Annotated in this window: 27 protein-coding genes and 1 tRNA gene; 8 read left to right on the top strand and 20 right to left on the bottom strand. The window is 67.8% G+C overall.

Annotated features, from left to right (window positions below):
- Positions 1-8: 8 nt before the first annotated feature.
- The 3 genes from ACWPMX_RS10890 to ispG are packed head-to-tail and all read right to left on the bottom strand — an operon-like array spanning position 9 to position 2130.
- Positions 9-497: a thioredoxin family protein gene (locus tag ACWPMX_RS10890; protein ID WP_455700027.1), complete on the bottom strand. Its 489-nt coding sequence runs from the start codon at positions 495-497 to the stop codon at positions 9-11.
- A complete protein-coding gene (locus ACWPMX_RS10885) occupies positions 497-982 on the bottom strand; it encodes an N-acetyltransferase family protein (RefSeq protein WP_455700026.1) in 486 nt (161 codons plus the stop codon). Before ACWPMX_RS10885 ends, ACWPMX_RS10890 begins: the two co-directional genes overlap by 1 nt.
- A 2-nt stretch (positions 983-984) precedes the next feature.
- A complete protein-coding gene (gene ispG, locus ACWPMX_RS10880; protein ID WP_455700025.1) occupies positions 985-2130 on the bottom strand; it encodes a flavodoxin-dependent (E)-4-hydroxy-3-methylbut-2-enyl-diphosphate synthase in 1146 nt (381 codons plus the stop codon).
- A 208-nt stretch (positions 2131-2338) separates the two neighbouring features.
- Between ispG and ACWPMX_RS10875 the strand changes: the two genes are divergently transcribed.
- Together ACWPMX_RS10875 and ACWPMX_RS10870 are read left to right on the top strand one after the other, a co-directional pair.
- Complete coding sequence (locus tag ACWPMX_RS10875; RefSeq protein WP_455700024.1) at positions 2339-2701, top strand: hypothetical protein; 363 nt, start codon at positions 2339-2341, stop codon at positions 2699-2701.
- Between the two features lie 96 nt (positions 2702-2797).
- A complete protein-coding gene (locus ACWPMX_RS10870) occupies positions 2798-3820 on the top strand; it encodes a zinc transporter ZntB (protein ID WP_455700023.1) in 1023 nt (340 codons plus the stop codon).
- 1 nt (position 3821) lies between these two features.
- Here ACWPMX_RS10870 and ACWPMX_RS10865 read toward each other — a convergent pair whose 3' ends face one another.
- Positions 3822-4340, bottom strand: a complete 519-nt coding sequence (locus tag ACWPMX_RS10865) for an N-acetyltransferase family protein (protein WP_455700022.1) — start codon at positions 4338-4340, stop codon at positions 3822-3824.
- 93 nt (positions 4341-4433) lie between these two features.
- Here ACWPMX_RS10865 and ACWPMX_RS10860 point away from each other — a divergent pair, with 93 nt between their 5' ends.
- Positions 4434-5489 (top strand): isoaspartyl peptidase/L-asparaginase family protein, encoded by a 1056-nt coding sequence (locus tag ACWPMX_RS10860; RefSeq protein WP_455700021.1) that lies wholly within the window; start codon positions 4434-4436, stop codon positions 5487-5489.
- A 10-nt stretch (positions 5490-5499) separates the two neighbouring features.
- Here the strand turns inward: ACWPMX_RS10860 and ACWPMX_RS10855 are convergent, their stop codons facing one another.
- From ACWPMX_RS10855 to ACWPMX_RS10820, 8 genes are read right to left on the bottom strand one after another with little or no spacing between them, the layout of a single operon-like run.
- Positions 5500-5961, bottom strand: a complete 462-nt coding sequence (locus ACWPMX_RS10855; RefSeq protein WP_455700020.1) for a GNAT family N-acetyltransferase — start codon at positions 5959-5961, stop codon at positions 5500-5502.
- Positions 5958-6875: an RDD family protein gene (locus ACWPMX_RS10850; RefSeq protein ID WP_455700019.1), complete on the bottom strand. Its 918-nt coding sequence runs from the start codon at positions 6873-6875 to the stop codon at positions 5958-5960. Before ACWPMX_RS10850 ends, ACWPMX_RS10855 begins: the two co-directional genes overlap by 4 nt.
- Positions 6872-7903 (bottom strand): stage II sporulation protein M, encoded by a 1032-nt coding sequence (locus tag ACWPMX_RS10845; RefSeq protein ID WP_455700018.1) that lies wholly within the window; start codon positions 7901-7903, stop codon positions 6872-6874. Before ACWPMX_RS10845 ends, ACWPMX_RS10850 begins: the two co-directional genes overlap by 4 nt.
- Entirely contained in the window at positions 7900-9237 is a 1338-nt protein-coding gene (locus tag ACWPMX_RS10840) for a DUF58 domain-containing protein (protein ID WP_455700017.1), read from the bottom strand. Before ACWPMX_RS10840 ends, ACWPMX_RS10845 begins: the two co-directional genes overlap by 4 nt.
- Positions 9238-9246: 9 nt before the next feature.
- Positions 9247-10203, bottom strand: a complete 957-nt coding sequence (locus tag ACWPMX_RS10835) for an AAA family ATPase (RefSeq protein WP_455700769.1) — start codon at positions 10201-10203, stop codon at positions 9247-9249.
- A gap of 2 nt (positions 10204-10205) precedes the next feature.
- Positions 10206-11477, bottom strand: a complete 1272-nt coding sequence (locus ACWPMX_RS10830) for a DUF4350 domain-containing protein (RefSeq protein ID WP_455700016.1) — start codon at positions 11475-11477, stop codon at positions 10206-10208.
- Positions 11474-12169, bottom strand: a complete 696-nt coding sequence (locus ACWPMX_RS10825) for a hypothetical protein (protein WP_455700015.1) — start codon at positions 12167-12169, stop codon at positions 11474-11476. Before ACWPMX_RS10825 ends, ACWPMX_RS10830 begins: the two co-directional genes overlap by 4 nt.
- A 15-nt stretch (positions 12170-12184) precedes the next feature.
- Positions 12185-13075 (bottom strand): prephenate dehydratase, encoded by an 891-nt coding sequence (locus ACWPMX_RS10820; protein WP_455700014.1) that lies wholly within the window; start codon positions 13073-13075, stop codon positions 12185-12187.
- Between the two features lie 128 nt (positions 13076-13203).
- On the opposite strand from ACWPMX_RS10820, the gene ACWPMX_RS10815 reads away from it, so the two are divergent.
- A complete protein-coding gene (locus ACWPMX_RS10815) occupies positions 13204-13881 on the top strand; it encodes a c-type cytochrome (protein ID WP_455700013.1) in 678 nt (225 codons plus the stop codon).
- 48 nt (positions 13882-13929) lie between these two features.
- Here ACWPMX_RS10815 and ACWPMX_RS10810 read toward each other — a convergent pair whose 3' ends face one another.
- The 3 genes from ACWPMX_RS10810 to ACWPMX_RS10800 form a co-directional block, all read right to left on the bottom strand.
- On the bottom strand, positions 13930-14058 hold the full coding sequence (locus tag ACWPMX_RS10810; protein WP_455700012.1) for a hypothetical protein: 129 nt from the start codon (positions 14056-14058) through the stop codon (positions 13930-13932).
- A gap of 152 nt (positions 14059-14210) precedes the next feature.
- Positions 14211-14885, bottom strand: coding sequence for an RlmE family RNA methyltransferase (locus tag ACWPMX_RS10805; RefSeq protein WP_455700011.1), 675 nt, complete (start codon positions 14883-14885; stop codon positions 14211-14213).
- Positions 14882-16069: a Ppx/GppA phosphatase family protein gene (locus ACWPMX_RS10800; RefSeq protein WP_455700010.1), complete on the bottom strand. Its 1188-nt coding sequence runs from the start codon at positions 16067-16069 to the stop codon at positions 14882-14884. Before ACWPMX_RS10800 ends, ACWPMX_RS10805 begins: the two co-directional genes overlap by 4 nt.
- 193 nt (positions 16070-16262) lie before the next feature.
- Here ACWPMX_RS10800 and ACWPMX_RS10795 point away from each other — a divergent pair.
- Positions 16263-16336, top strand: a tRNA-Gln gene (locus ACWPMX_RS10795).
- 17 nt (positions 16337-16353) lie between these two features.
- Here ACWPMX_RS10795 and ACWPMX_RS10790 read toward each other — a convergent pair.
- The gene (locus ACWPMX_RS10790; RefSeq protein WP_455700009.1) at positions 16354-17157 is read right to left on the bottom strand and encodes a lipid II flippase Amj family protein; all 804 of its coding nucleotides are present in this window, start codon (positions 17155-17157) and stop codon (positions 16354-16356) included.
- 108 nt (positions 17158-17265) lie between these two features.
- On the opposite strand from ACWPMX_RS10790, the gene ACWPMX_RS10785 reads away from it, so the two are divergent.
- Positions 17266-18138 carry an LOG family protein gene (locus ACWPMX_RS10785; RefSeq protein WP_455700008.1) on the top strand — a complete coding sequence of 291 codons (873 nt, stop codon included), beginning with the start codon at positions 17266-17268 and terminating at the stop codon, positions 18136-18138.
- Here the strand turns inward: ACWPMX_RS10785 and thiD are convergent.
- Genes thiD through glmM form a run of 3 tightly spaced genes read right to left on the bottom strand, consistent with a single transcriptional unit; the run spans position 18135 to position 20505 of the window.
- The gene (gene thiD, locus ACWPMX_RS10780; protein WP_455700007.1) at positions 18135-18947 is read right to left on the bottom strand and encodes a bifunctional hydroxymethylpyrimidine kinase/phosphomethylpyrimidine kinase; all 813 of its coding nucleotides are present in this window, start codon (positions 18945-18947) and stop codon (positions 18135-18137) included. The genes ACWPMX_RS10785 and thiD overlap by 4 nt on opposite strands.
- Positions 18944-19168, bottom strand: coding sequence for a DUF1272 domain-containing protein (locus tag ACWPMX_RS10775; protein ID WP_455700006.1), 225 nt, complete (start codon positions 19166-19168; stop codon positions 18944-18946). Before ACWPMX_RS10775 ends, thiD begins: the two co-directional genes overlap by 4 nt.
- Positions 19168-20505 (bottom strand): phosphoglucosamine mutase, encoded by a 1338-nt coding sequence (gene glmM, locus ACWPMX_RS10770; protein WP_455700005.1) that lies wholly within the window; start codon positions 20503-20505, stop codon positions 19168-19170. The genes ACWPMX_RS10775 and glmM overlap by 1 nt, the downstream gene beginning before the upstream one ends.
- Positions 20506-20789: 284 nt before the next feature.
- Here glmM and ACWPMX_RS10765 point away from each other — a divergent pair, with 284 nt between their 5' ends.
- The gene (locus ACWPMX_RS10765; protein ID WP_455700004.1) at positions 20790-22070 is read left to right on the top strand and encodes a dicarboxylate/amino acid:cation symporter; all 1281 of its coding nucleotides are present in this window, start codon (positions 20790-20792) and stop codon (positions 22068-22070) included.
- Positions 22071-22133: 63 nt separating this feature from the next.
- Positions 22134-22745, top strand: a complete 612-nt coding sequence (locus tag ACWPMX_RS10760; protein ID WP_455700003.1) for a superoxide dismutase — start codon at positions 22134-22136, stop codon at positions 22743-22745.
- A gap of 9 nt (positions 22746-22754) precedes the next feature.
- Here the strand turns inward: ACWPMX_RS10760 and ACWPMX_RS10755 are convergent, their stop codons facing one another.
- Positions 22755-23939 carry an AI-2E family transporter gene (locus tag ACWPMX_RS10755; protein ID WP_455700002.1) on the bottom strand — a complete coding sequence of 395 codons (1185 nt, stop codon included), beginning with the start codon at positions 23937-23939 and terminating at the stop codon, positions 22755-22757.
- Positions 23940-24009 lie beyond the last annotated feature (70 nt).

Below are 24009 nucleotides of genomic sequence, written 5' to 3'. Positions count from 1 at the left end.
ATAGCGCCCTATCCCGCGGGTGAACGCGGCGCGAAAGAGGCGAGCTCGGCATAGATCGCGCGTTCGCTGCGGCTCGCCGCATTGCCCCATTTCGTCGCGCTTGTCCGGTTGAGCAACGTGCCGTCGGGCGCGATCACCAGCAGCGCCGGGGTCGATGTCATCTCGGCGATGCCGAACGATTGCAGGATCTGCCGGTTGCGACCCTCGCCGGTCTGGGGATGGCCGACGTCGACGAAGACCAGCTCGAAGTGGTCGGCCACGAGCTGGCGGAAGCGCGGCGTCTCGAGCCATCCGGCCAGCGCGCGGCTGTCGTGGCACCAGTTTGCACCGAGCACCGCGATCAGCGGTCTGCCGGTCGACTGCGATCGTTCGCGCGCTGCGGCGAAAGCGGCACTTGCGTCGGCCGTAGCATCGAAGAGCGACGCCTCGGGATGCGCGACGGGTGCGGTCGCACATCCGCCGAGGGCAAGGGCGAGGGCGAGAAGGGCGGAGCGCATCAGATTGCGATTGCCGCCAGATTGCCAAGCGCGTCGCCATCGACGCGCATCGTCGTCCACTCGTCCATCGAGCGCGCACCGAACCCGCGATAAAAGGCGATCGAGGGCGCGTTCCAGTCGAGCACCGACCATTCCAGCCGGGCGCATTCACGCTTCACCGCCAGTCGCGCCAACTCGGCCAGCAGCGCCTTGCCGAGGCCAGCCCCGCGCGCGGCGGGCCGCACGAACAGGTCTTCGAGGTAAATCCCCGGCTTGCCTTCGAAGGTCGAGAAATTGTGGAAGAACAAGGCGAAGCCGTGCGCCATCCCGTCGACTTCGCCAATGATCACCTCGGCGTATGGCCGGGGTCCGAACAGATGCTCCGCGAGCATCGCCTCGTCGAAGCGCACGTCATGGGCCAGCCGCTCGTACTCCGCGAGTTCGCGGATGAGGTCGGCAATGAGGGGCAAGTCGGCGCGCGTGGCGGGCCGGATCGACAGGGCCACCGTTACTCCGCCGCCTCGACCACTTCGTCTGCGTGGCCGGCGTCGGTCATGTCCGCCTCGATCTCGGCGGCCTTGGCTTCCACAAGGGTCACGATGTGGTCGAGCATCCGGTCGGACTGCACGTGGTGGTCGGTCACTCCGGCGAGGTAGACCATGTGCTTGCCGGCGCCGCCGCCGGTGATGCCGATGTCGGTCTCGCGCGCTTCGCCCGGGCCGTTGACGACGCATCCGAGCACCGAGAGGCTCATCGGCGTCTTGATATGCTCGAGCCGCTTTTCGAGCGCCTCGACCGTGCGGATCACGTCGAAGCCCTGGCGGCTGCACGACGGGCACGAGACGATGCGGACCCCGCGGGTGCGCAGGCCGAGCGACTTCAGGATCTCGAAGCCGACCTTCACTTCCTGCTCGGGCTCGGCCGACAGGCTGACGCGAATGGTGTCGCCGATGCCCGCCCACAGCAGGTTGCCGATGCCGATGCTCGATTTGACCGTGCCGCCGATCAGTCCGCCCGCCTCGGTGATGCCGAGGTGCAGAGGGCAATCGACCGCTTCGGCAAGCTGCATGTAGGCGGCGACCGCGAGGAACACGTCGCTCGCCTTCACCGCCACCTTGTAATCGTGGAAATCGTGGTCCTGCAGCAGCTTGATATGGTCGAGCGCGCTCTCCACCAGCGCTTCGGGGCAGGGCTCGCCGTATTTCTCGAGCAGGTCCTTTTCGAGGGAGCCCGCATTGACCCCGATGCGGATCGCGCAGCCGTTGGCCTTGGCGGCGCGGACGACCTCGGCCACGCGCTCGCTCGAGCCGATGTTGCCGGGGTTGATCCGCAGGCACGCGGCGCCCTTGTCGGCAGCTTCCAGCGCGCGCTTGTAGTGAAAGTGGATGTCGGCGACGATCGGCACCTTGGCGGCGCGGGTGATCTGGTCGAAGTGGCGGGTCGCCTCTTCGGTGGGGCACGAAACGCGGATGATGTCCGCGCCCGCATCCTCGCAGCGGCGGATCTGGTCGATCGTCGCCGCGACGTCCTCGGTCGGGGTATTGGTCATCGTTTGCACGCTGATCGGCGCATCGCCGCCGACGGGCACCTTGCCGACCATGATCTGGCGGGACTGACGGCGCGCGATGTCGCGCCACGGACGGATCGAGGACATGGGCGGCGATATAGGCCGCAGGCGATGAAGGAGCAATGACAGCTTCCGGCCACCCGCCTTGTCGTCTGAACGCAGGCACAGCTCCTACTGTCCCATATGAACGAGATTTCAGGCACTTAACGTGCCCCAAGCGCTTCTGCCTCCGTCCAACCCGGATTGGCGCGATCAGGTGGGTGCTCGCTTCAGACAAGCAAAGAGAGAGAATGCCATGCGTACCATCGCCATTGCCGCCGCCCTGTCGGTTGCCACCGCCACCATCGCAGTCCCGCTGGCCGCCCAGGTCAGCGCGCCGCAGGTCAACGCGCCCGCCGGTCTCATCCCCGTGACCGTCGGCAACGTGATCCTGCAGGACATCCTGACCGACGTGGAGGTCAACGCCCTCAACGACCTCGACCTGCTCAACGACAACCAGATCGTCGTGCAGGTGCCGGTCTCGGTCGCCGCGAACGTGTGCAACGTGGCCGTCAACGTTCTTGCGTCCGGCAAGAGCACCGGCGCCGGATGCACCGCCACCAGCGGTTCGGATGCGTTGGCAAAGGTGATCCGTCAGCGGATCAAGACTGCCAAGTAAGACTTCCTGAAAGAAGCAACGTGGGGCTCCGGGCGTACCGTCCGGGGCCCCGCTTGCTATGATGACACGCCAGACGTGTTGCGGCATGAGGCGCGGATGAATGCGGCAGCCGACCCCACCGACGACCATTCCTGCGACGGACCGCTGCTGATCGGGCGTGTGCTCGACGGTCGCGGGGGCGGCAATCACATCTCGTGGGAGCGCGCGCAGGGCTGGCAGCCATCGCGCCCGGGCGAGGTGCTGTGGCTCCATATAGACCGCACCCAGCCGGAAATGACCGAATGGCTGCAAAGCGAGTTCGGCATTCCCGAGGCGACCGCCGAGCTGCTCACCAGCGACGACACCCGCCCGCGCGCATTTCGCGACGGCGACAAGCTGATCGCCACGCTTCGCGGGATTAACTTCAATCCCGGTGCCGCGCCGGAAGACATGGTCTCGATGCAGCTCTGGTCCGACGGGGTGCGCGTGGTCACCCTGCGCCGCCACCCGCTGCAGACCCCGCGCGATGTGCTCGACGATATCGACGCCGGGCGTGGTCCGAAGGATGCCGGGGCGCTTATCACCACGCTCGCCGAACACATGGTCCACCGGATCAATCGCGTGATCGTGGACATGAACGACGAGATCGACCGGCTCGAGGACCTCGATTTCGACACGGTGGACAACGAACAGCTGCTCGCCGAGATCGTCGCCATCCGCCGCAGCGCGCTCGCCCTGCAGCGGCACATGGGGCCCGAGCACGTGGCGCTGGAATCGATCAGCCGCGATGCGCCCGAATGGTTCGAGAAGCACGACCGGCGCGAGATCAACGAAACGATCGCGCTGCTCCGCCGCTTCATCGACGATATCGACGTCAGCAAGGAAAGCGCGGTCGTCCTGATGGACGAACTGCGCAGCCGCGCGCTCGCCCGGTCCGAAAAGACGAACCGCCGCCTGACGCTGGTGGCGACCGTGTTTCTGCCGTTGAGCTTCCTCGTCGGCCTGTTCGGGATCAACGTCGGCGGGATGCCATGGGCCGACATTGCGGGGCATCCGCGGGGGTTCTGGTTCGTGACCGCCCTGTGCGCGGGCTTCGGCGGAATAACTCTGTTCTTCTTCCGCCGTTGGAAGTGGATGTAGCCTAGAGTTTCAGTTCGTAGAGAAATTCGTCGTCGCGCTGGTTGCCGACCCAGAAATCGATGTCGGCGACCTTGGCGAACCCGACCCGCTGGTAGAACCGCTGCGCGCCGACATTCTCGCTGTACACCGACAGCTGCACCGCATCGCATCCGCGCGCCTTTGCGGCGGCGATCGCGTCGTCCATCAGCGCCTTGCCGAGGCCTTTGCCGGTCGCCGCCTGGCTGCAGTAAAGCTGGCTGAGGTAGGCGGGACGCGCCGGTTGCGGCTCGGGCCGCTCGTCGAAGCCCTTGCCGAACACCGTCAGGCAGTAGCCGAGGATTTGCCCGTCCTCGGTCGCCAGCGTGACCGCGGTATCGGAATCGGCGACAGCGGCGGCGAACCGCTCGGGCGAGCGCCATTCGCTCAGGAAGGCATCGAGGTCGGCCGGATCGTAGAGGTGGCCGAACGCGTCGATGAATGCAGCACGAGAGACTTCGACCAGATCGGGAATGTCGGCGGGAACGGCGGGGCGCAAGGTCATCGCCCACTGTCTACGGCGCTGGACGACCGCTGGAAAGTCAAACGCGACGATGAGACGGTCGACTAGTCCCGATCAAGCGCTTAATTCGCAACAATGCGCTCGTTCCTGACGGCCCTGATCGGCCTCGCCATCGTCTCAGCCACCCCCGCTTTCGCCAAGGAGGACGCCGTGCCCCAGACCTGGAGCTTCGCGATCCACGGCGGCGCGGGCGTGCTCGAACGCGCGCGGATGACCCCGGCACAGCAGGCCGAATACAAGGCGGCGCTGCAGGCCGCGCTCGATGCCGGGGCCAAGGTGCTTAAGGCAGGCGGCTCCTCGGTCGACGCAGTCACCGCCGCGATCACGCTGCTCGAGGACGACCCCAAGTTCAACGCGGGGCGCGGCGCGGTGTTCACGTGGGACGGCATCAACGAACTCGATGCCTCGATCATGGACGGCTCCGGGCGCAAGGCAGGGGCTGTTGCGGGCGTCCACACGGTGCGTCATCCGATCCTGCTGGCGAAGGCGGTGATGGACGACGGGCGCCACGTCATGCTCTCGGGCAAGGGGGCCGAGCAGTTCGCGGGCGAGAAGGGGCTCGAAATCGTCCCCAACGAATGGTTCGCGACCGAGCATCGCCGCAAGCAGCTCGAGGAATTAAAGGCGAAGAACCTCTCGGCGCTCGACGTCGAATTCAAGTATGGCACCGTCGGTGCGGTCGCGCGCGACAACGGCGGCCACCTCGCCGCCGGAACGTCGACCGGCGGGATGACCGGCAAGCGCTGGGGCCGCATCGGCGACAGCCCGGTGATCGGGGCGGGCACCTATGCCGACAACAAGGCCTGCGCGGTGAGCGCGACCGGATCGGGCGAATACTTCATCCGCGTGGCCGTGGCGCACACGATCTGCGAGCGCGTCCGCGCCGCGCGCCAGCTCACGCTCTCCGAGTTCGATGGTAACGACACCCAGACCGTGCCGCTCACAACGCAAGTGCTGCAGGGCATCGTCGACGGCGTGATTGCGGAGGTGGGTGAGCTTGGCGGAGACGGTGGAGTCATCGTCGTCAGCCCCACCGGCGTGCCGGTGTTCGCGATGAACACCCCGGGGATGTACCGCGGCCGCGCCACCGCCGAAGGCCTGAGCGAAGTCGCGATCTTTGCCGACGAGTAGGGCGTGACCCCTAGAGGTTGCGGCTCATGCAAAGGCTGAAGTCGTCCGAGACGTAGTCCCCGAAGGCCGGGCATTCGGTGAAGCCATTGGCGGCATACAGCGCCCGCGCCGCGGCGAATTCGGCCGGGCGCCCGGTCTCGAGGCCGAGCCAGGTCATGCCGCGCCCCTTTGCCTGCTCCATGAGATGGTCGAGCATGGCGCGGCCCGCGCCCTTGCCGCGCCAGGCCGGTGCCGCGCGCATCGACTTGAGCTCGCCGCGCCCGTCGCCGAGGTCCTTGAGCGCGCCGACTGCTGTGAGCGTGTCGCCGTCCCACGCCGAATAGAACGCCACATCGGGCGCGCGCAGGCGCTCGGCCGGCATCGCGTGAACCTTGCAGGCGGGCGACCAGCGATGCATCTCGTCGAGGTGGAACTGGAGCAGCGCCAAGACGTCCGAGCGGGTCAGGTCGTCCGAGCGAATCGAGTAGGTCATGACGCGTACTTGTCCGCCTTGCGCTTGCCGAACCGCATCCCGCCTTCGAGCCGCGCGCGGAGCTGGGCGTAATAGGCTTCGAGGAAGGCCCGCTCGTCGCCCGCGCCGGGGTTCCAGCCGATCTTGCGGCAGATCGCCTCGTGGACCGACTGGATCGCCTCGGCGCGATCGTCGCGCAGAACGCGTTCGAGGGTCTGCAGTTCGTACTCCCCATAGATCGCGAGTTCCGTCTCGCTGAAGCGATAGGTCGCCCCCGTTACCGTGCTGGCCCCGCGCGCGGCGCCCTCGGTCGACAGGACCTGCGCAAGCTTGGTGCGCGGCATCTCGACCACCCAGGTGCCCGCGACGAGATCGCCCGCGCGTAGCGCATCGCGGTTGAAGAACGGAAAGAACGCGAAGACGAGGAACCATGCGAGCCCGGCGATCCCGGCCGATCCCGCCTCTCCCGTGGGGGCTACGAGCAGGAAGATCAGCGGCAGGAACAGTTCGATGTCGCGCAGCAGGTTGCGCGCGATAACGGCTTCGGCGGTCAGGCGACCGGAGCCGCCACGCTCGGTCGGACGCGCGGCGACGCGGATGCCGACGATGCGCTTGCCCGGCGTCGCACCCCGCGGCGACAATTCGAAGGCCATGAAATAGCCGTTCCACGCGATGAACCAGAACAGCATCCAGACGACCTGGAGGAACTCGCTCGCGCTGCCCGCCTGGTCGTTCCCGATGACGTCGAGGCCGCCCGCGACCTGGGCGATCAGCAGCGTCACGCCGACCGATCCCAGGAGCAGGAACAGGTAATCGAGCATCAGCGCGCCCAGCCGCGCGCCGCGCGTGGCGATCACGAAGGGCAGCTCGATCCCCTCGGGCGTTACGATCGTGCGCCGCCGCTTGGCGTCGAACGGCAGGACCGCGCCGCTCACCGGAGCGACCCCGACGGCTGCCTGCGGAAGGCGAAGAAATAGGCGAGCCAGAAGGCCAGCATCGACCCGCCGATCAGCAGCCGCTCCCACGTCTGCCCGACGAGCTGGCGCGGGAACGCCTCGAGCAGTGCGGCGACGACGAGCATCAGCACCACGCCCGCCATGACGGTCGCAGCTCTTCGCCCCGCCTCGGTGGTCGCCGCAAGGATCGACCGGTCGCCGGGAAACGCCATCGCGCGGCCCACGTGCAGGCCCGCCGCGCCCGCGAGCAGAATTGCGAACAGCTCGGTCGTGCCGTGGACCGAGAGCCAGCCGATGAAATCCAGCGTCAGGCCTTGCGTCGAGAACAGCCACACCATCGCGCCGAGCGTGGCCATCTCCTTGAGCAGCAGCATCAGCGTAGGAATGCCGAACGCGAAGCCCAGCGCGAACGCGAGGATCGAGACGCCCGCATTGTTCTGGAACAGGTAGGCGGCAAATCCGGTGAGGCCCGCGGCAGTGTCCTCGGTGCTGAGCGCCTTGAGCAGCACCTCGCGGCTCGCACCGGGCACGCGGGTGTCGGCGAACTGGCTAGGGACGAGCGTCCAGTACCATTCTTCGTCGCCGCTCACGAGCAGCCATCCTGACACCGCGCCGGCGATCATCACCGCCAGCGCGATGCAGACGTCGAGCCAGATTCCTCGCACCGCCGCGCTCAACCCGCCGCCGAGAAAGCCTGCGAACCATCGGGCGAAACCCTGCCGCGGCCGGTAGACCTGGTACCACGCCCGCTGGACGAGGCTTTCGAGATAGGCATGGGTCGCCGCGTCGAGCGAGGTGTCGCGCGCGACCGACAGGCTCGATGCGGCGGTCCGGTAGAGCGCGGGAAGGGCGAGAACGTCCTCGTCGGACACCTTGCGCAGGCGACCCTTTTCCATCGCAGTGACGATGCTCTCGAGCCGCTGCCAGTCGCCCTCGCGCGCAAGGCGGAAGCGGTCGGATCGCAAAGCCGCCGCCTCGATCGCGGTATCGGCGAGAACCGCACTCATCCGATGCCTCCCTTGCGCTTCACTTCGAGATAGCGGTCGATCAGCTTGTAGCCGATCGCCTCCCACGGGGCCTCGATCACCTCGATTCCGAGCTGACGAAGCCGCTGGAGCACGACCGCGCGCTGGCGGGAGAGGGTGTCAGCGGCCACCGCCGTGGCCAGCGTGTCGATGCTGTCGGGCTCGGCATCCTGCAGCGCGCCGAGCTCGGTATCCTCGATCGTGACGAACAGCACGAGGTGCCGCTCGACCAGCCGGCCAAGGCTCTCGACCATCAGTTCCGCGCTGGTCGGGTCGGTGAAATCCGAGAACAGCACGATCAGGCTGCGCCGCTTGAGCCGGGACGACAAGGTCGCGAGCGCAAGCGTGAAGTTCGGTTCCTCGGCGTGGTAGTCGAGCCCGGCGGCGGCCGATTGCAAGCGATGGAAGGCGCGCGTTTCACCGTAGAACGGGGTCGAGACGGTCGGGCGGCGGGCGAAGCCGAATAGGCTCACCCGGTCGCCGCCCTTGATCGCCACCCACGCAGCAGTGAGCGCGGCGGAGACCGCGCGGTCGATCCGCGGCAATCCCGAGTCCTTTTCGTCCCCCGACCCGCCCACTGGCTCGCACATAGCTTGCCCGCAATCGAAGGCGAACACGATCTGGTTGTTGCGCTCGGCCTCGTTCTCGCGCGCGAACAGGCGGGTGTGGCGGCCCGACGTCTTCCAGTCGATCCGTCGCCGGTCCATCCCGGGTTGGTATTCGGCGAGCGATTCGAACTGCGTGCCTTCGCCGCGGATGCGCCGGGCGACGATCCCGAACGCCGCATCGCGCAGGAAATGCTGGAGCGCGGGGCTGCGCACCGGAGAGAGGTCGGGCCACACGCGGATCGCCTGATCCATCGGGTGCGAGACCTGCCGCGCGCCGAGGCCGAGCGGTCCGGTCCAGCGCAGCCAGACCTGCGTCAGCGCGGCTGTGCCCCGGCGATTGGGGGTGAGCGTCGTCTCGCCACTCCATGCCCCCGCATTGGGCGCGAGCGACAACTCCGCGCGGCCCGACGCCGCGAGGCGGGGATCGACCGCGACGCTCGCGCTGACGTCTCCCCCCGGCGCGCGTCCGGCAATGTCGGCCATGACGCGCAGGGTCAGCGCTTCTCCCACTTCGGCGTCGGGCGGAGCCGTCACGCGCCAGTCGGCAAGCCTTCCTGCGAGCAGGGCGTCGACCGCGACCAGTACGATCAGCCCCAGTGCCGCAATCGGCGCGATGGCCCACGCCGCCGGGACCGCCGCGGCGATCACGAGCGCCACCGGCGCGGCGAGCGCCGCGAGCCAGGCAGTGCGGGCGGTGGGAAGGATCATGTCAGGCGGTTACCGAGGCGCCTCGGTCCGTTCGACCAGTTCGGCGACGAGATCCTCGACCAGACGCCCCTCGATCTCCGCCGCGGGGCTGAGCATGAGGCGGTGGCGCAGCACCGCCGTGGCGAGTGCCTTCACGTCGTCGGGGATCACGTAGTCGCGGCCCTCCAGCGCGGCGCGGGCGCGCGCGGCATTGGCAAGCGCGACCGCCGCGCGGGGCGACGCGCCGCTCGACAGGTCGGCCGTCTCGCGTGTGCCGCGCACGAGCCGCACGACGTAATCGACGATCCCCTCGGCCACGGTGACCTGGCTCAGTGCAGCGCTTGCGTCGGCGAGCTTGCCCGCGTCTGCGACGTGCGCGATGCCGAAGTCGGCCGGGCGCGGCGGCCCTTGCCGCTGGCCGAAGCGGGTCACGATCGCGGTCTCCTCCTCGGGCGAAGGGTAGGGCACCAGCAGCTTGAACAGGAACCGGTCGAGCTGCGCCTCGGGCAGCGGGTACACGCCTTGGCTCTCGATCGGGTTCTGCGTGGCGACGACCATGAAGCTCGGCGGCAGCGCGTGGGTCTCGCCGTCGAGCGTCACTTTCCGCTCCTGCATCGCCTCCAGTAGCGCCGCCTGCGTCTTGGGCGGGGTGCGGTTGATTTCGTCGGCGAGGAGCAGGTCGCAGAAGATCGGCCCGCGGGTGAGGGTGAACTGGCTCGTCTGGAAGTTGAACAGGTTCGACCCCAGGATATCGCCCGGCAGCAGGTCCGGCGTGAACTGGATGCGCCCGAAATCGAGGCCGAGCGCGCAGGCGAAGCACTGGGCGAGGAAAGTCTTGGCGGTGCCCGGCGGTCCTTCGAGCAGGACGTGCCCTTCGGCGAGCAGCGCCACCAGCAGATGATCGACGATGGCGTCCTGCCCGACGATCGCCTTGCCGACCTCGCCGCGGATCGCCGTGGCCAGGGCGCGGACTTCGTCGAGGGTCATGGTCATCGTCTGGCGGTCCTTTCGAGGGAATGGAGGGCGTGCGCGGCGCGCAGGGTTTCGGATGGCCCGCGCGCGCCTTCGAGTCGGGCAGCGAGCACGGAGAAAGGCGGTTCGCCGGGTGCGCGGCGGGCGAGCGCGGCGTCGATCGCGGCCGGATCGGGGCTGCGCAGCCCGAAGGTCGCGGCAAGACGCCGGGCGATGTGCGCGGCATAGGGCGGCCCCAGCAGATGCAGTCGCCCGCTCCGCCGCAGGAAGCCGGCGGAGTTGGTTGCGAGCTGGGTTTTTCCGAAGGCGATCCCGCGCGCTTCCGCGAGTGGCGGGCCGAAGCGCCCGAAGCCGCGCCAGGCGACCACGCACAGCGCCAGGATCAGGCACAGCGTCGCGGCGAGGAAGGGCGGCGCGAAGGCAAGGGTGAGCAGGTTGCGCTGTCCGCCGATGCCCGCCAGAGTCAGGTCGAACACGATCGGATAACCCGCATCCTCGCCCGCTAGCGCGACGATCTGTGCCGCGAGCTGCGCCCGATTGCGGTCGGCCATGCCCCAGTTGTTGACGAGGTCGGGCTCGAACACGGTGGTGACCGCCCACTTGCTCTCGCACTCGTCCTCGCCCAGCGGCTCGACGTTCGCGGCGATCTCGAGGTCGGCATAGCATCCGCCGTCGTCGGCGAAGGCGACCAGGTCGCGGCCCTTGCTGTCGCGCACCAGGCTGACCCACGGCCCACCGTCGAGTGCCAGTACTTCGCCGCGCGAAGGCAGCGCGCCCGACAGGCCGAGGCCCTGCCAGTCGGGGCCGGACCCGTCGAGTTTGCCCATCTCGGTCGTCATGGAGAGCTCGTTCTCCAGCTCGGCGGCAAAACCCGGCTTGTTGGCGGCGACAAGCCGGACCCAGCCCTTCTTGGTGCCCTTGGTGTTGCCAGGCAACTCGTACGCGAACCACTTGGGGAGAATCACCAGCGTCGGGCCGACATAGCGGCGCTGCTCGATCACTTCGGCGAGATCGTCGCCGTCGGTCCACATCGTCGGGGTCAGGACGAGCAGCGCCTCGTCGTCGAGCCGCGCGCGATTGCGCGCGAGCGATACCTCGTAGCCCTGCGCCTCGAGCAGGTCGGCGAGCGCGGCGTATCCGGCAAGCCCGTGCCCGGCGGCGTGCGCTTCCCCATTGTCGGGGCCGCGTCCGGTGTCGCCCTGGCCGATGAACCACAGCATCGCGAAGAACGCGATGGCGCCGAACACGAGGACGCCCAGCACCGCCCGAGGATTGAACGCCCCGCTCATGCCCCGCGCCGCGCCAGCGGGGCGAGCGCGAATGCCGAGTAGGCCTCGCGCGCCGCCTGCCAGTCGTCCGCGCCGAGCGCGCGCAGCGCGAAGAGGCTGCGCTCGACCCGCCCCGCGATCGTGGAAAACGCAGTCCGCGCTTCGTCGGGAAGTGCGGTCAGCACCGACAGTTCGCGCGCGGTCGTTGCCGGTTCGACCAGGCCGGGGCGGGCGGCGGCAATCTGGCCGACGCTGCGCTGGAGCAGGAGGTGGGTCGCCTCGTCGAAGCGGCCCTCGGCGGCGAGCCGGTCGGCATCCTCGAGCAGGGCGATCGCGGCACCGGTGTCCGGCATCCAGCCCTCGTCCACTTCGGTCGCGGGTGCGCGCCTGATGCGCCAGCCTAGCGCGGGTGCGAGCATCCGCCACAGCAGGAAAGCGACGGCAGCCACGCCGATCGCAAGAAGGACCCACTTGAAGACCGGCCAGCTCATCCCGAGCGCCCGACCCAGCGGTTCCAGCAGTTCGCCCAGCCAGCGGAGGAACGCGTCGAGCCAGCCGGGCGGCTTGGGTGGCGGCGGTGGCGGAGTATCGAGCGGCGCGAATTGGATCGCGTCGTCGGCGCGGACCGATCGCCACGCGTCGCCCGCGTCCCTGATGTCCCCTGCGCCCGTCGTCACGAAACCCGTGGTGACACGCGATCCCTTGCCGCGCAACCAACCGTGCGCACGCTATCCTCTGGGGCGTTCCTGGGGGTACGTTCCCAGCATCCGCAATTCCTTGCAGTGAAAGGCAAGTTCCTCGAGCGCACGGTCGACCGCCGGATCGCCCGGGGCGCCGATGATGTCGGCATAGAACATGGTCGCGGAAAAGCTCGCGCCGACCTGGTAGCTCTCCAGCTTGGTCATGTTGACGCCGTTGGTCGCGAAGCCGCCCAGCGCCTTGTAGAGCGCGGCGGGCACGTTCTTCACTTCGAACACGAAAGTGGTCATCGCGGCGGTCGCGACGACCGAAGGCTCGAGTGCTTCGGGGGCCAGCAGCAGGAATCGCGTGGTGTTGTCGGCAGCATCCTCGACGTCGTTCTCGAGGATCGTCAGTCCGTAGAGATCGGCAGCGAGCGGCGGGGCGATCGCGGCGATCGTCGGCTCGGCGCGCTCTGCGACATGCGCCGCGGCCGCAGCCGTGTCGGCATAGGCCAGCGGCACGATACCGCGCTCGCGCAGGAAGTGGCGCGACTGGCCAAGCGCCTGCGGGTGGCTGTAGGCCGCCTCGAACGGTCCGGGACCGGTTGCCATCAGAGCATGGTTGATCCGCAGGAAGTGCTCGGCAACGATCTTGAGGCCGCTTTCGGGCAACAGGAAATGGATGTCCGCAACGCGTCCGTGCTGGCTGTTCTCGATCGGAATCGCCGCACAGCCCGCGCGGCCCGCCTTCACCGCGTCGATCGCGTCCTCGAACGAATAGCAGGGCAGCGGCAGGCCTTCGGGCACCATCTCCATCGCGGCGCGGTGCGAATTGGCCCCCGGCGCCCCAGCGAATGCGACCGCGCGCAGCGGGTCCGCTTCGGCGGAGGCCTGCATGGCCGCGACCATTTCGCGGGCGGGGGCGGGAAAGCTGCTCATCTGGGAGGTGCGCGTAGCGGTGGGACATTCGGTCGGCAACCCGCATCCGCCCCTTGCGCTGCCGGGGTCGCCTGACTAGAGCGCGGCGCAAACCCGCAAGTTCAACTTCATCGCGGATTACTGCACGCATGGACGACCGTTTCAATACCGCCGCCGGCTGGGTCCTTTTCTCCGGCATCGTCGCGCTCGGCCTGTCGAGCGTAAGCGCCAAGTACTTCTCGGCCGACAAGCCCCACCGCCCGCACGAAATGGGCTACCCGATCGAGGGTGTCGTCGAGGAAGGCGAAGGCGGCGCGGACGAAGGTCCGGGCCTCGCCGCGCTGCTCGCTTCGGGCGATGTGGCGGCGGGCGAAAAGGCCGCGCAGGGCCGTTGCGGCACCTGCCACACCTTCGACCAGGGCGGCGCTGCAAAGCAGGGTCCGAATCTATTCGGCGTAATCGGCAAGCCGGTCGGCAAGCACGCCGCCGGATTCGCCTACAGCGCCGACCTTTCAGGCCATGGCGGTGACTGGACCTACGAGAATCTCGATGTCTGGCTGAAGAGCCCGAAGGCGTTCGCCGCCGGCACCAAGATGAGCTTCGCCGGCCTGTCGAACGGTCAGGACCGCGCGAACATCATTCTTTACATGAAGCAGCAGGGCGGCGGACCCGCCTTGCCGACGCCCGAAGCGGTGGCACCGGCGGCCGAGGGCGCGGAAGCCGCGGCTGCGGGCGATCCGAGCGCGGCGCCCGGTCCGGCGACCGAAGCCGGCGCCGAAGCGGCAGGCGCCGTTGCCGATCCGGTTGGCGACGCTCCGAAGCAATAACAGGCGGAACCGGCGTTTCGGCGCCGGTTCGCCCTTCATTCGACAAATTCAGCGGCGCGAGCGCCGCGGTTGTCCGCCGCGTCGAATGCGGCGCTCGTCTTCGTTCTTGCGCCTGTAATACACGATCACCGCCGCGATGGCTGCGACCATCAAGGCGATGAGGATATAGGCGAACATCGTTCGTTCTTGCATTTGGGGTGCGACTCCAGGGGTTCACGCGGTCTTTCCCGCACGTTCGATCCCAAACGCCCGTTGAGAGGTTTATTTCCCTCCGTCCATCGCAAAATATGCGACGTTTCAGAAATCTACCGCAGTTGCGAATGCTTCCGTCAGGCTTTCACTTCGTCGCCCTTGAATCCTTGGGCAATCACGTACCACTCGCTCGAATCCTTGCGACTGGCGGGTGGCTTGGCGTGTTTCACGGTGCGGAAATGCTTTTTGAGCAGGGCCAGGATTTCGGCGTCGGTTCCGCCCGCGAACACCTTTGCCACGAACGCGCCGCCCGGCTCGAGGTTCTCGACCGCGAACCATGCCGCCGCCTCGACCAGTCCCATCGTCCGCAGGTGATCGGTCGCCTTGTGGCCAACGGTGTTGGCGGCCATGTCCGACAGCACGAGATCGGTCGGCCCGCCGAGCGCTTCGACCAAAGCGGCGGGGGCGGCATCGGCCATGAAATCCATCTCGATCAGGGTAGCACCCTCGATCGGTTCGGTCGGCAGCAGGTCGATCCCGACGATCGCTGCCTGCGGGCGCTTCTTGCGCACGACCTGGGTCCAGCCGCCGGGTGCGACTCCCAGGTCGACCACGCGCTTCGCGCCCTTGAGCACGCCGAACTTCTCGTCGAGCTCGATCAGTTTGTACGCCGCCCGGCTGCGATAACCTTCGGCCTTGGCCTGCCGGACGTACGGATCGTTGAGCTGGCGCGACAGCCATCGATTCGACGAAGCGGTACGTCCGCGCGCGGTCTTGACGCGCTTGCCCGGATCTTTGGCCCCCCTGCTCACGCGCCGGTCCTCGCGGGGATCGCCATGCCTGCCATCAGACTGCGCAGGATGCCTTCGCGAATTCCCCGATCCGCCACGCCGAGCCGATCGGCGGGCCAGATGTCGAGTATCGATTCGAGGATCGCGCAGCCCGCCACCACAAGGTCCGCGCGGTCGTTGCCGATGCACGGAAGGCTGCGCCGTTCCTCGGGCGCCATGCCAGACAGGCGGGTACTGATGTCGCGCATTGCCCCGGCGGGCACGATCAGCCCGTCGACCGCGCGCCGGTCGTATTGCGGCAGTTCCAGATGGAGGCTGGCGAGCGTCGTGACCGTGCCGCTGGTGCCGAGCAGGCGGATATCCGCGGCCCGCGACGCGTTCGCCACCCGATCGGCGAACGGCGCGAAGCTATCGGACACGACCTGGCGCATCCGGGCATAGCGCGCGAACCGCTGGTCCCGGTCCGCATCGTCGACCCTGCCGACCGTGTCGGTCAGCGACACGACGCCCCACGGAACGCTCGCCCAGTCGATGATGCGCGGTACGCGTTCGCCGGGTTCGATCAGCACGAGTTCGGTCGATCCCCCGCCTATGTCGAAGATCACCGCCGGACCATGACCCTGTTCGAGGAGGATGTGGCAGCCGAGGACAGCGAGCCGCGCTTCCTCCTGCGCCGAGATGATGTCGAGCGCGATCCCGGTCTCGCTGCGCACCCGCTCGATGAACGCCTCGCCGTTCTCCGCGCGGCGGCACGCTTCGGTCGCGACCGAGCGGGCGAGGAACACATTGCGGCGGCGAAGTTTCTCTGCGCAGATGTGGAGAGCGCCGAGCGCCCGGTCCATCGCCGCGTCGCTCAAACGTCCGCTCGCGGCGAGCCCCTCGCCGAGTCGCACGACCCGGCTGAAAGCGTCGATCACAGTGAAATTCTCACCTTCGGGCCGGGCAATCAGCAGGCGGCAGTTGTTGGTGCCCAGGTCGAGCGCGGCATAGGCCTGGCGCCGCACCGACTTGTCGGCCGAGGCGCCAAATGGACCGGGCGATCCCTCCGGCGCACAAGCGGGCCGGGGATGGTTCGTGCTCGGGTATTCGGACTGTCGGGGTCCCTTGTAGCGAAAATCCGCTACCTTGCCGGACGATCTACCCCGTTTGCTATCAGCCCTGCCGCCCGTACTCCTGTTCGTGTCCGGCGGAGAAAAATCCGCCATTATGCAATGCTTTCTCATCCTCTCGCCGCGCGTCAGTTTCGGTGCGGCGAGGACCTGCCGACGATGCTAGCGACCTCTGGTGCGAACGGCAAGCGCACCGCGCCCGCCCGCACCAAGCGCGCCCTTGACCCGGCACGAATGCGAAACTAAGTGCGCCCCCTCGCGAGGCGGTGCGCCGCCCGCCGCATGATGATGCCCCGTCCTCTAATGGTAAGAGAGCGGACTCTGACTCCGTCAATCAAGGTTCGAATCCTTGCGGGGCATCCAATTCCGCCTGCGCTGTCTCAGAACGCGCGGGCTGCCCACACCACCAGCAGCGCGGCCGGAACGAACAGCAATTGCGCGAGCAGCGTCCCCGCGACGCGGCTGAGCGAGAGCCACACGATCGTGCGGCGGAACATCGGCTCGTCGACTTTCCCCGCCACCACGTCGTCGGTCATCACCGACAGCTGCGGGTCGATGAGGATGAACAGCATCAGCGTGGCGAGGCCGTTGACCACCGCCGACAGCTGCGAAGCGGTCACGCGGTATTCGGGATAGAGGTAGCCCGCGTAGAGCGAGGCGATGACGCCCACGGTCAGCAGCGCCTGCGCGGCGACGTTCATCACGATCACCTTGAGCGGGATGCCGCGCGGCTTGACCAGGTCGCGCAGGTGGACGGTGCGCGGAGGCGTGGCGGTCTGGCGAATATAGCCCACCCCGCCGCGTGCGAAGGCGTGAAGCAGCAGGCGCGCGACCGAGCGATGCTCCTGGAAATGGCCGATCGCGCTTGCGAACCAGCGCTGGACGGTTGGCACCATCAGCGTGCCGACAATCGTCGCCGCGGTGGCCGAGGCGAGCACGAGTCGGAAGTCGCCGAGCAGGTATTCGCCCGTTCCCCGCGCCAGCGCGTCCTCGATCCGGTTGGCGAGGAAGGGGCCGAGAAATCCGTTTGACAGGCGCGAGACGAGCACCAGCACATTGAACAGCGCGAACGACATCGCGATCCGTCCGGTCCGCACTCCGGCGATGCGGGCCGCGTATGCGAGCGCGCCGATAAGCTGGATCGCGAACGTCAGCGCGCAGATCACCGCCAGTTGAGGATCCATTGCGACCGTCCTTCGCTGTATGAAAGGCGGGGCCTTAGCGCCGGCAACGATGCGCGCAAAGGCGCATTTCGATTGTGCCCGCGCGCGGCCCCGCCTATCGGCAGCGCAATGACAAAAGCAGAAGAGCGCGACCTGAAGGGTCGCAGGTTCTACCGGGCCGAACAGGAAGCGGCCTTTTCGGAAAAAGCCACCCCCGACACGCCGCAGACGCGGCATCCGGCCTATCGCCTGGCGTTTCAGGACACCGACTTCCTCCTGCGGCAGGAGCTGCGCCCGGTGCGTTTCCAGCTCGAGCTCCTGAAGCCCGAGATGCTGCTCGACGAAGCGGGCGTCGGCTCGACGCTGGTGATGTACGGATCGGCGCGCATCCCCTCGCCCGACCACGTCGACGCACTGCTCAAGAACGCGACCGACGAGAACCGCCCGGTCGCTGAGCGGCTCGCGGCGAAGGCGAAGTACTACGACGAGGCGTACAAGCTCGCCCGGCTCGCCAGCGAAAAGTCGCTGATCGAGGATGGCAAGCGCCAGTTCGTCGTCACCTCTGGCGGCGGCCCGTCAATCATGGAAGCGGCCAACCGCGGTGCGAGCGACGCGGGCGCTGAATCGATCGGACTCAACATCGTCCTGCCGCACGAGCAGGCGCCCAACCCCTACGTCACGCCTTACCTGAGCTTCCAGTTCCACTATTTCGCGCTGCGCAAGATGCACTTCCTGCTGCGCGCGAAGGCGGTCGCGGTGTTCCCCGGCGGGTTCGGCACCTTCGACGAATTCTTCGAGCTGCTCACGCTGATCCAGACCGGCAAGATCATGCCGATGCCGATCCTGCTGTTCGGCAAAGAATTCTGGACCCGCGTGATCGACTGGGATGCCTTCGCCGAGGAAGGCGTGATCTCAAAGGAAGACCTCGACCTGTTCCGCTGGTGCGAGACCGCGGAAGAGGCCTGGGGCCACATCACCGCCTTCTACAACATCAAGACCTAGCCGCGCACCGCCTGGTGGCCGAGCGGGCCGCTGCCCGCGCCGAAGCCAGGCGCGGCCTCGATCGCGCGGCGGACGAACCGGCGGGCGATCCGCACCGAATGGTCGAGTGGCTGGCCGTGCCCAAGCAGGGTCGCGAGCGCCGACGACAGGGTGCAGCCGGTGCCGTGGGTATGCCGCGTCTCGATCCGCGGGTCGCCGAACTGGCCGAAAGCGCCGCCCGGCATCATCAGCAAGTCGAACAGGCGGTCGTCGTCACCCGCTGGGCCGTGGCCGCCCTTCGCCAGCACCGCACAGCCGTATTCGTCGGCGAGCGCCATCGCGGCGGCGGCGATCGCGTCGCGATCGGGCAAGGCGCGGCCTGCCAAGTGTTCGAGCTCTGGAAAGTTGGGCGTGATGACCGTCGCGAGCGGAAACAGGCGCGCCTTCATCGCGGCGATGGCGTCGGCAGCGATCAGCGTCGCGCCTGAGGTGGCAATCATCACCGGGTCGAGCACGACCCTTGCGCCATCGGGCAGGTCGGCCAAGGTATCGGCGACCGCTTCGACGATCTCGACGTCGTGGACCATGCCGATCTTGATCGCGTCGGCGCCGATGTCGGACAGGCACGAACGGATCTGCTCCGCGACGACATCGCCGCTCATCGGTGCAATCGCCTGCACCCCGACGGTGTTCTGCGCGGTGACGGCGGTGATCGCGGTCATCGCATAGCCGCCGAGCATGGTGATCGTCTTGATGTCGGCCTGGATGCCCGCGCCGCCCGAGCTGTCGGATCCGGCGATGGCGAGGATGCGGGGTGGGGTCGTCGTCAAGCTGAGTGCTTCCGCTCGGTCGAGGGCGGATATTTCCCGTGCAGTGCCTTGGCGCGGGTCGGCCGGTCCATCAGCTCGCCGCCGCAGTTGGGGCACCGGTCGTCGAGCGCGTCGGCGCATTCGGCGCAAAAGGTGCACTCGAAGCTGCAGATGAACGCGCCGGGCGCCTCGGCCGGAAGGTCGGTGCCGCACTTCTCGCAATCGGGGCGCATCTCGAGCATCAGATCGCCTCTTTCACTGCATCGCAGATCGAATCGACCAGCCGCTCGACCTGGTCGGCGTCGTCGCCTTCGGCCATCACGCGGATCAGCGGTTCGGTTCCCGAGGGGCGGATGACGAGGCGGCCCTTGCCGGCGAGTTCCGCCTCGGCCTCGGCGATCGCAGACTTCACGCGCGCGTCGTCGAGCGGCTTGCCGCCCGCATAGCGCACGTTCTTGAGAAGTTGCGGCACTGGGTCGAACTGGTGCAGCAGTTCGCTTGCGCGCTTGCCAGAGCGGACGAGACTGGCCAGCACGCGGAGCGCCGCCACCGTGCCGTCGCCGGTGGTCCCGTAATCGAGCAGGATCATGTGCCCCGACTGCTCGCCGCCGACATTGAAGCCGCCTTCGCGCATCCGTTCGAGAACGTGCCGGTCGCCCACCGCGGTGCGCTCGAGCGTCAGGCCGTGCCCCGCGAGATGCCGTTCGAGCCCCAGATTGGACATAACCGTCGCCACCACGCCGCCGCCGCGCAGGTCGCCGCGGTCCTTGAGGCGGAGTGCGATCAGCGACATGATCTGGTCGCCGTCGACCGTCTGGCCTTTCTCGTCGACCACGATCAGCCGATCGGCATCGCCGTCCAAAGCGATGCCGATGTCGGCGCCTTCCTCGACGACCCTCGCCTTGATTGCCGCGAGCGAGGTGGAGCCGACGTCGCGGTTGATGTTGATGCCGTTGGGCGTGACGCCCAGCGGGATGACTTTGGCGCCCAACTCCCAGATCGCCGAGGGTGCGACCTGGTAGGCGGCGCCGTGCGCGCAATCGACCACGATCTTGAGGTCGTCGAAGCGGATGTCGCTCGCCACCGCCTGCTTGACCGCGTGGATATAGCGGCCGCGGGCATCGTCGATGCGGCGGGCGCGACCCACCAGCGGCGCGTCGGCGAGTTCGGGCTCCTCGTCGATCAGCGCCTCGATCGCCAGTTCGTCCTCGTCGGACAGCTTGAAGCCGTCGGGACCGAACAACTTGATGCCGTTATCCTCGTACGGGTTGTGGCTGGCGCTGATCATCACGCCAACGTCGGCGCGCAGTTCGCGGGTGAGCAGCGCGATGGCGGGGGTAGGCAGGGGGCCGGTCATCACCACGTCCATGCCGACCGAGGTGAACCCGGCGACCAGTGCGTTTTCCAGCATGTAACCCGACAGCCGGGTGTCCTTGCCGATCACCACACGGTGGCGGTGCGTGCCGCGCAGGAAATGACGCCCCGCGGCCTGGCCGACCCGCATCGCGATCGCCGCGGTCATCACACCGGCATTGGTGCGCCCGCGGATGCCATCGGTGCCGAAGAACTTGCGTGCCATTGGTTGCGAACCTCGATTGTCTCTCCGGCGCGGCAATGGCGCGGCGCGCGCGCGATGTCACTAGCCGACGGGGCTGTCCTACACGCATTCGGCTCGCTATGCCGTTGGTTCGGCGGGCATCTGGCCCCCCGCAGAGGTCGCAAGGACGAGAAATTGGAAAGTCACACGCCGGTCACGCGATTTTCGGGTATGTCCTTGTCGGTCCTTGCGAATGCCGGATGGCGGTGTTTTTCAAAGCACCCGGTTGCGTGTGACGGCGGCCCGACCGTTGGGAGCGATCGCTGATGGAACGCGCCCCGACCCAGGAACCGGCCGCGGCGACCGAACGGCAATTGATCTCGGTTAGGATACCCGCGGGCTGGACGCTCGTGGGCCTGGTCGCGGGACTGGTAGTGGGCATCCTCGTTTCGCGCACCGCGTTGCTCGACGAGGTTCTGGCGGTCTCGGCTCCGATCGGCGCGCTGTGGCTGCGCGCGTTGCAGGTCACGATCGTGCCGCTGGTCGCGGGGCTGCTGGTCGTCGGGATCGCACAGATGGCACTCGCAGCCCGCGCCGGGGCGACCGCCCGGCGGATGCTCGGCTGGGTCGCGGCGGTGCTCGCGTTCTCGGGACTGATGAGCGCGTTCGTGACGCCGCTGCTCCTCAGCCTCTTCCCGCCCCCCGCTGCTGCCGCCGGGGTGCTGTCCGCAACAACCGAGGCGCAGACCGTGCCGGGCCTCGCCGCGTTCGTCGAATCGCTGGTCGCGCCCAATATCGTCGCCGCCGCGGCCGAGACCGCGATGCTGCCGCTGACGTTGTTCTTCGCCGCCTTCGCGGTGGCGATTGCCCGCCTGCCCGACGACCAGCGTACGACGCTGCTGGGAGTGTTCCGCGCGCTCGCCAACGCGATGCTGACGATCATCGGCTGGGTGCTGTGGGTGGCTCCGGTCGGCGTCTTCGCGCTGGCGCTCGGGGTCGGCGCGGCGAGCGGCGGTGCGGCCTTCGCGACGCTCCTCCACTACATCCTGATCGTCGTGGCGGTGGGGACGGTGATCCTCGTTGGCGCCTACCTCTGGGCATGGCTCGCGGGCGGAATCTCCCCTCTGCGCTTCGCCCGCGCGCTGATCCCGGCGCAGGCGGTCGCACTCTCGACGCAGAGTTCTCTCGCTTCGCTCCCGGCCATGCTTGTCAGCGCGCGCCGCCTGGAACTGCGCGAGGCGACCTCCGACTTCGTCCTGCCGCTCGCGGTGGCTATCTTTCGCGCGACGAGCCCGGCGATGAACATGGCCGTGGCGATCTACGTCGCGCACCTTGCGGGCGTCGAACTGACCCCGCTGGCATTGCTGGCGGGGGCGGCGGTCGCGGTCGTCATCGCGCTCGGTTCGGTCAGCCTGCCGGGCACGATCAGCTTCGTCGTCTCGGTCGGCCCGATCGCGCTCGCGATGGGCGTGCCGATCGGACCGCTCGCGCTTTTGGTCGCGGTGGAGATGATGCCCGACATCATGCGCACGATCGGCAATGTTACCGCAGACGTCGCACTGACTGCCGCGGTCGACCGGAAAAAAGGCGGCGATGCGCAACCCTAACGCGTCCCGCGCATTGGTGGGGTGACCCCTCACTCGATCACATTTCGATAACCGGAGAATATCATGGCCTTCGCCGTCACGCCCTTGCCCTATCCCGACACCGCGCTCGCGCCCGCGATTTCCGCCGAGACGCTGAGCTTCCACCATGGCAAGCACCACAAGGCCTACATCGACAAGACCAACGCTGCCATCGAAGGCACCGACATGGCCGATGCGACCCTCGAGGAGGTCATCGCCAAGGCGCGCGGGAGCAACCAGGGGCTGTTCAACAACGCCGCGCAGAGCTGGAACCACGGCTTCTACTGGCACTCGCTGGCCGCCGACAGCGGCTCACCCTCCGACGAACTCCAGTCGATGATCGAGGATGCCTTCGGCTCGGTCGACGATCTCAAAAAGCAGATCAAGGAAAAGGGCGCCGGTCACTTCGCGAGCGGCTGGGTCTGGCTGGTCGAGAAGGGCGGAAAGCTCGAGATCGGCGAAACGCACGACGGCGACACTTTCGCCGACCAGGACGGAAACCCGCTGCTGGTGATCGACCTGTGGGAGCACGCCTACTACCTCGACCACCAGAACGCGCGTCCGGCCTATCTCGACGCGGTCGTCGACGGGAAGCTCAACTGGGGCTTCGCCGCGGAGAACCTCGCGCGGGGCAGCACTTGGGCCTATCCGGCCTGACCGCTGGCGTCAGGCGGCCGGGACCTCGGTCTCGGCCGCCGCGTCGGGTACGCTTTCGGGGAACAACGGCTCACCGAACATGAAGCCGACCAGGTTCGGCCGCCCGACATGGTCGAAGAACGCAGTCAGCGTCAGCAGGATCGGCACCGAAAGCAGGCCTCCGAACACGCCCCAGATCCAGGTGAAATAGCTTAGCGCGAGAAGGATCAGCACCGGGTTCATCGTAAACCGGGCGCCGAGGATCGATGGGGTCACCACGTTCGATTCGATCGTATGCAGCCCGAGATAGGCGGCCGCGGGAATAATCCCGAGCACCACCGTTTCCGCCGTCCCCACGCCGAACAGCGCAAGGATGCCGACCATCGCGAGCGGCCCGATATAGGGCAGGAAATTGAGGATCGCGGCGAGCCCGCCCCACATCACCGGCGCCTCCAGCCCGAAGGCCCACGCGCCGAGAGCCACGATCACTCCGACGCCCGCGTTGATCCAGGTGACGGTGAGGATATAGGCCGCGACCCGGTCCTGCACTTCGCGGATCACGCGTGCCGCCTTGATGCTCGCGCCGAAGTCGCTGCGTTCGAGCAGCAGGCGCCGCCGCATCCGCACTCGCGCCTCGACCATGAAGAACGTCATCAGGAAGGTCAGCAGCGTCTCGAGGATCACGCTCGGGGTGGCGTATGCGAATTGCTCGATGACCGAAGGTGTGGCGATCACCACTTCGCGGCCTGATTGCCCGGTCAACTCGGCGATGCGGCGATTGGTTTGGCCAAGCCAGTAAAACTGGCGCTGCAGCTCGCTGAACCGTTGGCCGAGCTGGTCGAGGATCGCGGGCAGGGAATCGAACAGCGTCACCGCCGGTTGCAGGATCAACAGCCCCGCGAGAATGAGCACCGCGACGAGGAACAGGATCGCGACGAACGACGCGAGCACGTTCGGCAGGCCCAGCGCCGAGAGCTTGTCCGCGAGCGGCGAGAGGATGATCGTCAGGATCAGTGCGGTGACCAGCGGCAGGAACACCACCGACCCGATCGACAGGACGAAGGGCAGCGCGAGGAACAGCCCGAGACCGAGGATGACCACAAGCGCGGAAATCAGCCGCAGTTCCTGCGCGGCGAACGTCATCCGCGCCGTCCGCGATGCGGCACGCGGCGGAGGGGCCGGTTTGGCTTCGGCGATGGGACGCGACTCGTTCATGACCTGTCGTGTTCCCTGCTCAGGCGCGCGATTCTGCCGCGAAGGCGGGCAGGGTTCAAGCGGTCAAATC

Source organism: Tsuneonella sp. HG094, assembly GCF_053819285.1.
The sequence above is the reverse complement of the archived record's forward strand: the minus strand, read 5'-3'. Positions and strand labels throughout refer to the sequence as shown.

Excerpts from the sequence above, each read along its gene's own strand:
- ACWPMX_RS10890 (WP_455700027.1), bottom strand. The coding sequence starts at position 497 with ATGCGCTCCGCCCTTCTCGCCCTCGCCCTTGCCCTCGGCGGATGTGCG.
- ispG (WP_455700025.1), bottom strand. The coding sequence starts at position 2,130 with ATGTCCTCGATCCGTCCGTGGCGCGACATCGCGCGCCGTCAGTCCCGC.
- ACWPMX_RS10875 (WP_455700024.1), top strand. The coding sequence starts at position 2,339 with ATGCGTACCATCGCCATTGCCGCCGCCCTGTCGGTTGCCACCGCCACC.
- ACWPMX_RS10870 (WP_455700023.1), top strand. The coding sequence starts at position 2,798 with ATGAATGCGGCAGCCGACCCCACCGACGACCATTCCTGCGACGGACCG.
- ACWPMX_RS10865 (WP_455700022.1), bottom strand. The coding sequence starts at position 4,340 with ATGACCTTGCGCCCCGCCGTTCCCGCCGACATTCCCGATCTGGTCGAA.
- ACWPMX_RS10860 (WP_455700021.1), top strand. The coding sequence starts at position 4,434 with ATGCGCTCGTTCCTGACGGCCCTGATCGGCCTCGCCATCGTCTCAGCC.
- ACWPMX_RS10855 (WP_455700020.1), bottom strand. The coding sequence starts at position 5,961 with ATGACCTACTCGATTCGCTCGGACGACCTGACCCGCTCGGACGTCTTG.
- ACWPMX_RS10845 (WP_455700018.1), bottom strand. The coding sequence starts at position 7,903 with ATGAGTGCGGTTCTCGCCGATACCGCGATCGAGGCGGCGGCTTTGCGA.
- ACWPMX_RS10840 (WP_455700017.1), bottom strand. The coding sequence starts at position 9,237 with ATGATCCTTCCCACCGCCCGCACTGCCTGGCTCGCGGCGCTCGCCGCG.
- ACWPMX_RS10835 (WP_455700769.1), bottom strand. The coding sequence starts at position 10,203 with ATGACCCTCGACGAAGTCCGCGCCCTGGCCACGGCGATCCGCGGCGAG.
- ACWPMX_RS10830 (WP_455700016.1), bottom strand. The coding sequence starts at position 11,477 with ATGAGCGGGGCGTTCAATCCTCGGGCGGTGCTGGGCGTCCTCGTGTTC.
- ACWPMX_RS10820 (WP_455700014.1), bottom strand. The coding sequence starts at position 13,075 with ATGAGCAGCTTTCCCGCCCCCGCCCGCGAAATGGTCGCGGCCATGCAG.
- ACWPMX_RS10815 (WP_455700013.1), top strand. The coding sequence starts at position 13,204 with ATGGACGACCGTTTCAATACCGCCGCCGGCTGGGTCCTTTTCTCCGGC.
- ACWPMX_RS10810 (WP_455700012.1), bottom strand. The coding sequence starts at position 14,058 with ATGTTCGCCTATATCCTCATCGCCTTGATGGTCGCAGCCATCGCGGCG.
- ACWPMX_RS10800 (WP_455700010.1), bottom strand. The coding sequence starts at position 16,069 with ATGGCGGATTTTTCTCCGCCGGACACGAACAGGAGTACGGGCGGCAGG.
- ACWPMX_RS10790 (WP_455700009.1), bottom strand. The coding sequence starts at position 17,157 with ATGGATCCTCAACTGGCGGTGATCTGCGCGCTGACGTTCGCGATCCAG.
- ACWPMX_RS10785 (WP_455700008.1), top strand. The coding sequence starts at position 17,266 with ATGACAAAAGCAGAAGAGCGCGACCTGAAGGGTCGCAGGTTCTACCGG.
- ACWPMX_RS10775 (WP_455700006.1), bottom strand. The coding sequence starts at position 19,168 with ATGCTCGAGATGCGCCCCGATTGCGAGAAGTGCGGCACCGACCTTCCG.
- glmM (WP_455700005.1), bottom strand. The coding sequence starts at position 20,505 with ATGGCACGCAAGTTCTTCGGCACCGATGGCATCCGCGGGCGCACCAAT.
- ACWPMX_RS10765 (WP_455700004.1), top strand. The coding sequence starts at position 20,790 with ATGGAACGCGCCCCGACCCAGGAACCGGCCGCGGCGACCGAACGGCAA.
- ACWPMX_RS10760 (WP_455700003.1), top strand. The coding sequence starts at position 22,134 with ATGGCCTTCGCCGTCACGCCCTTGCCCTATCCCGACACCGCGCTCGCG.
- ACWPMX_RS10755 (WP_455700002.1), bottom strand. The coding sequence starts at position 23,939 with ATGAACGAGTCGCGTCCCATCGCCGAAGCCAAACCGGCCCCTCCGCCG.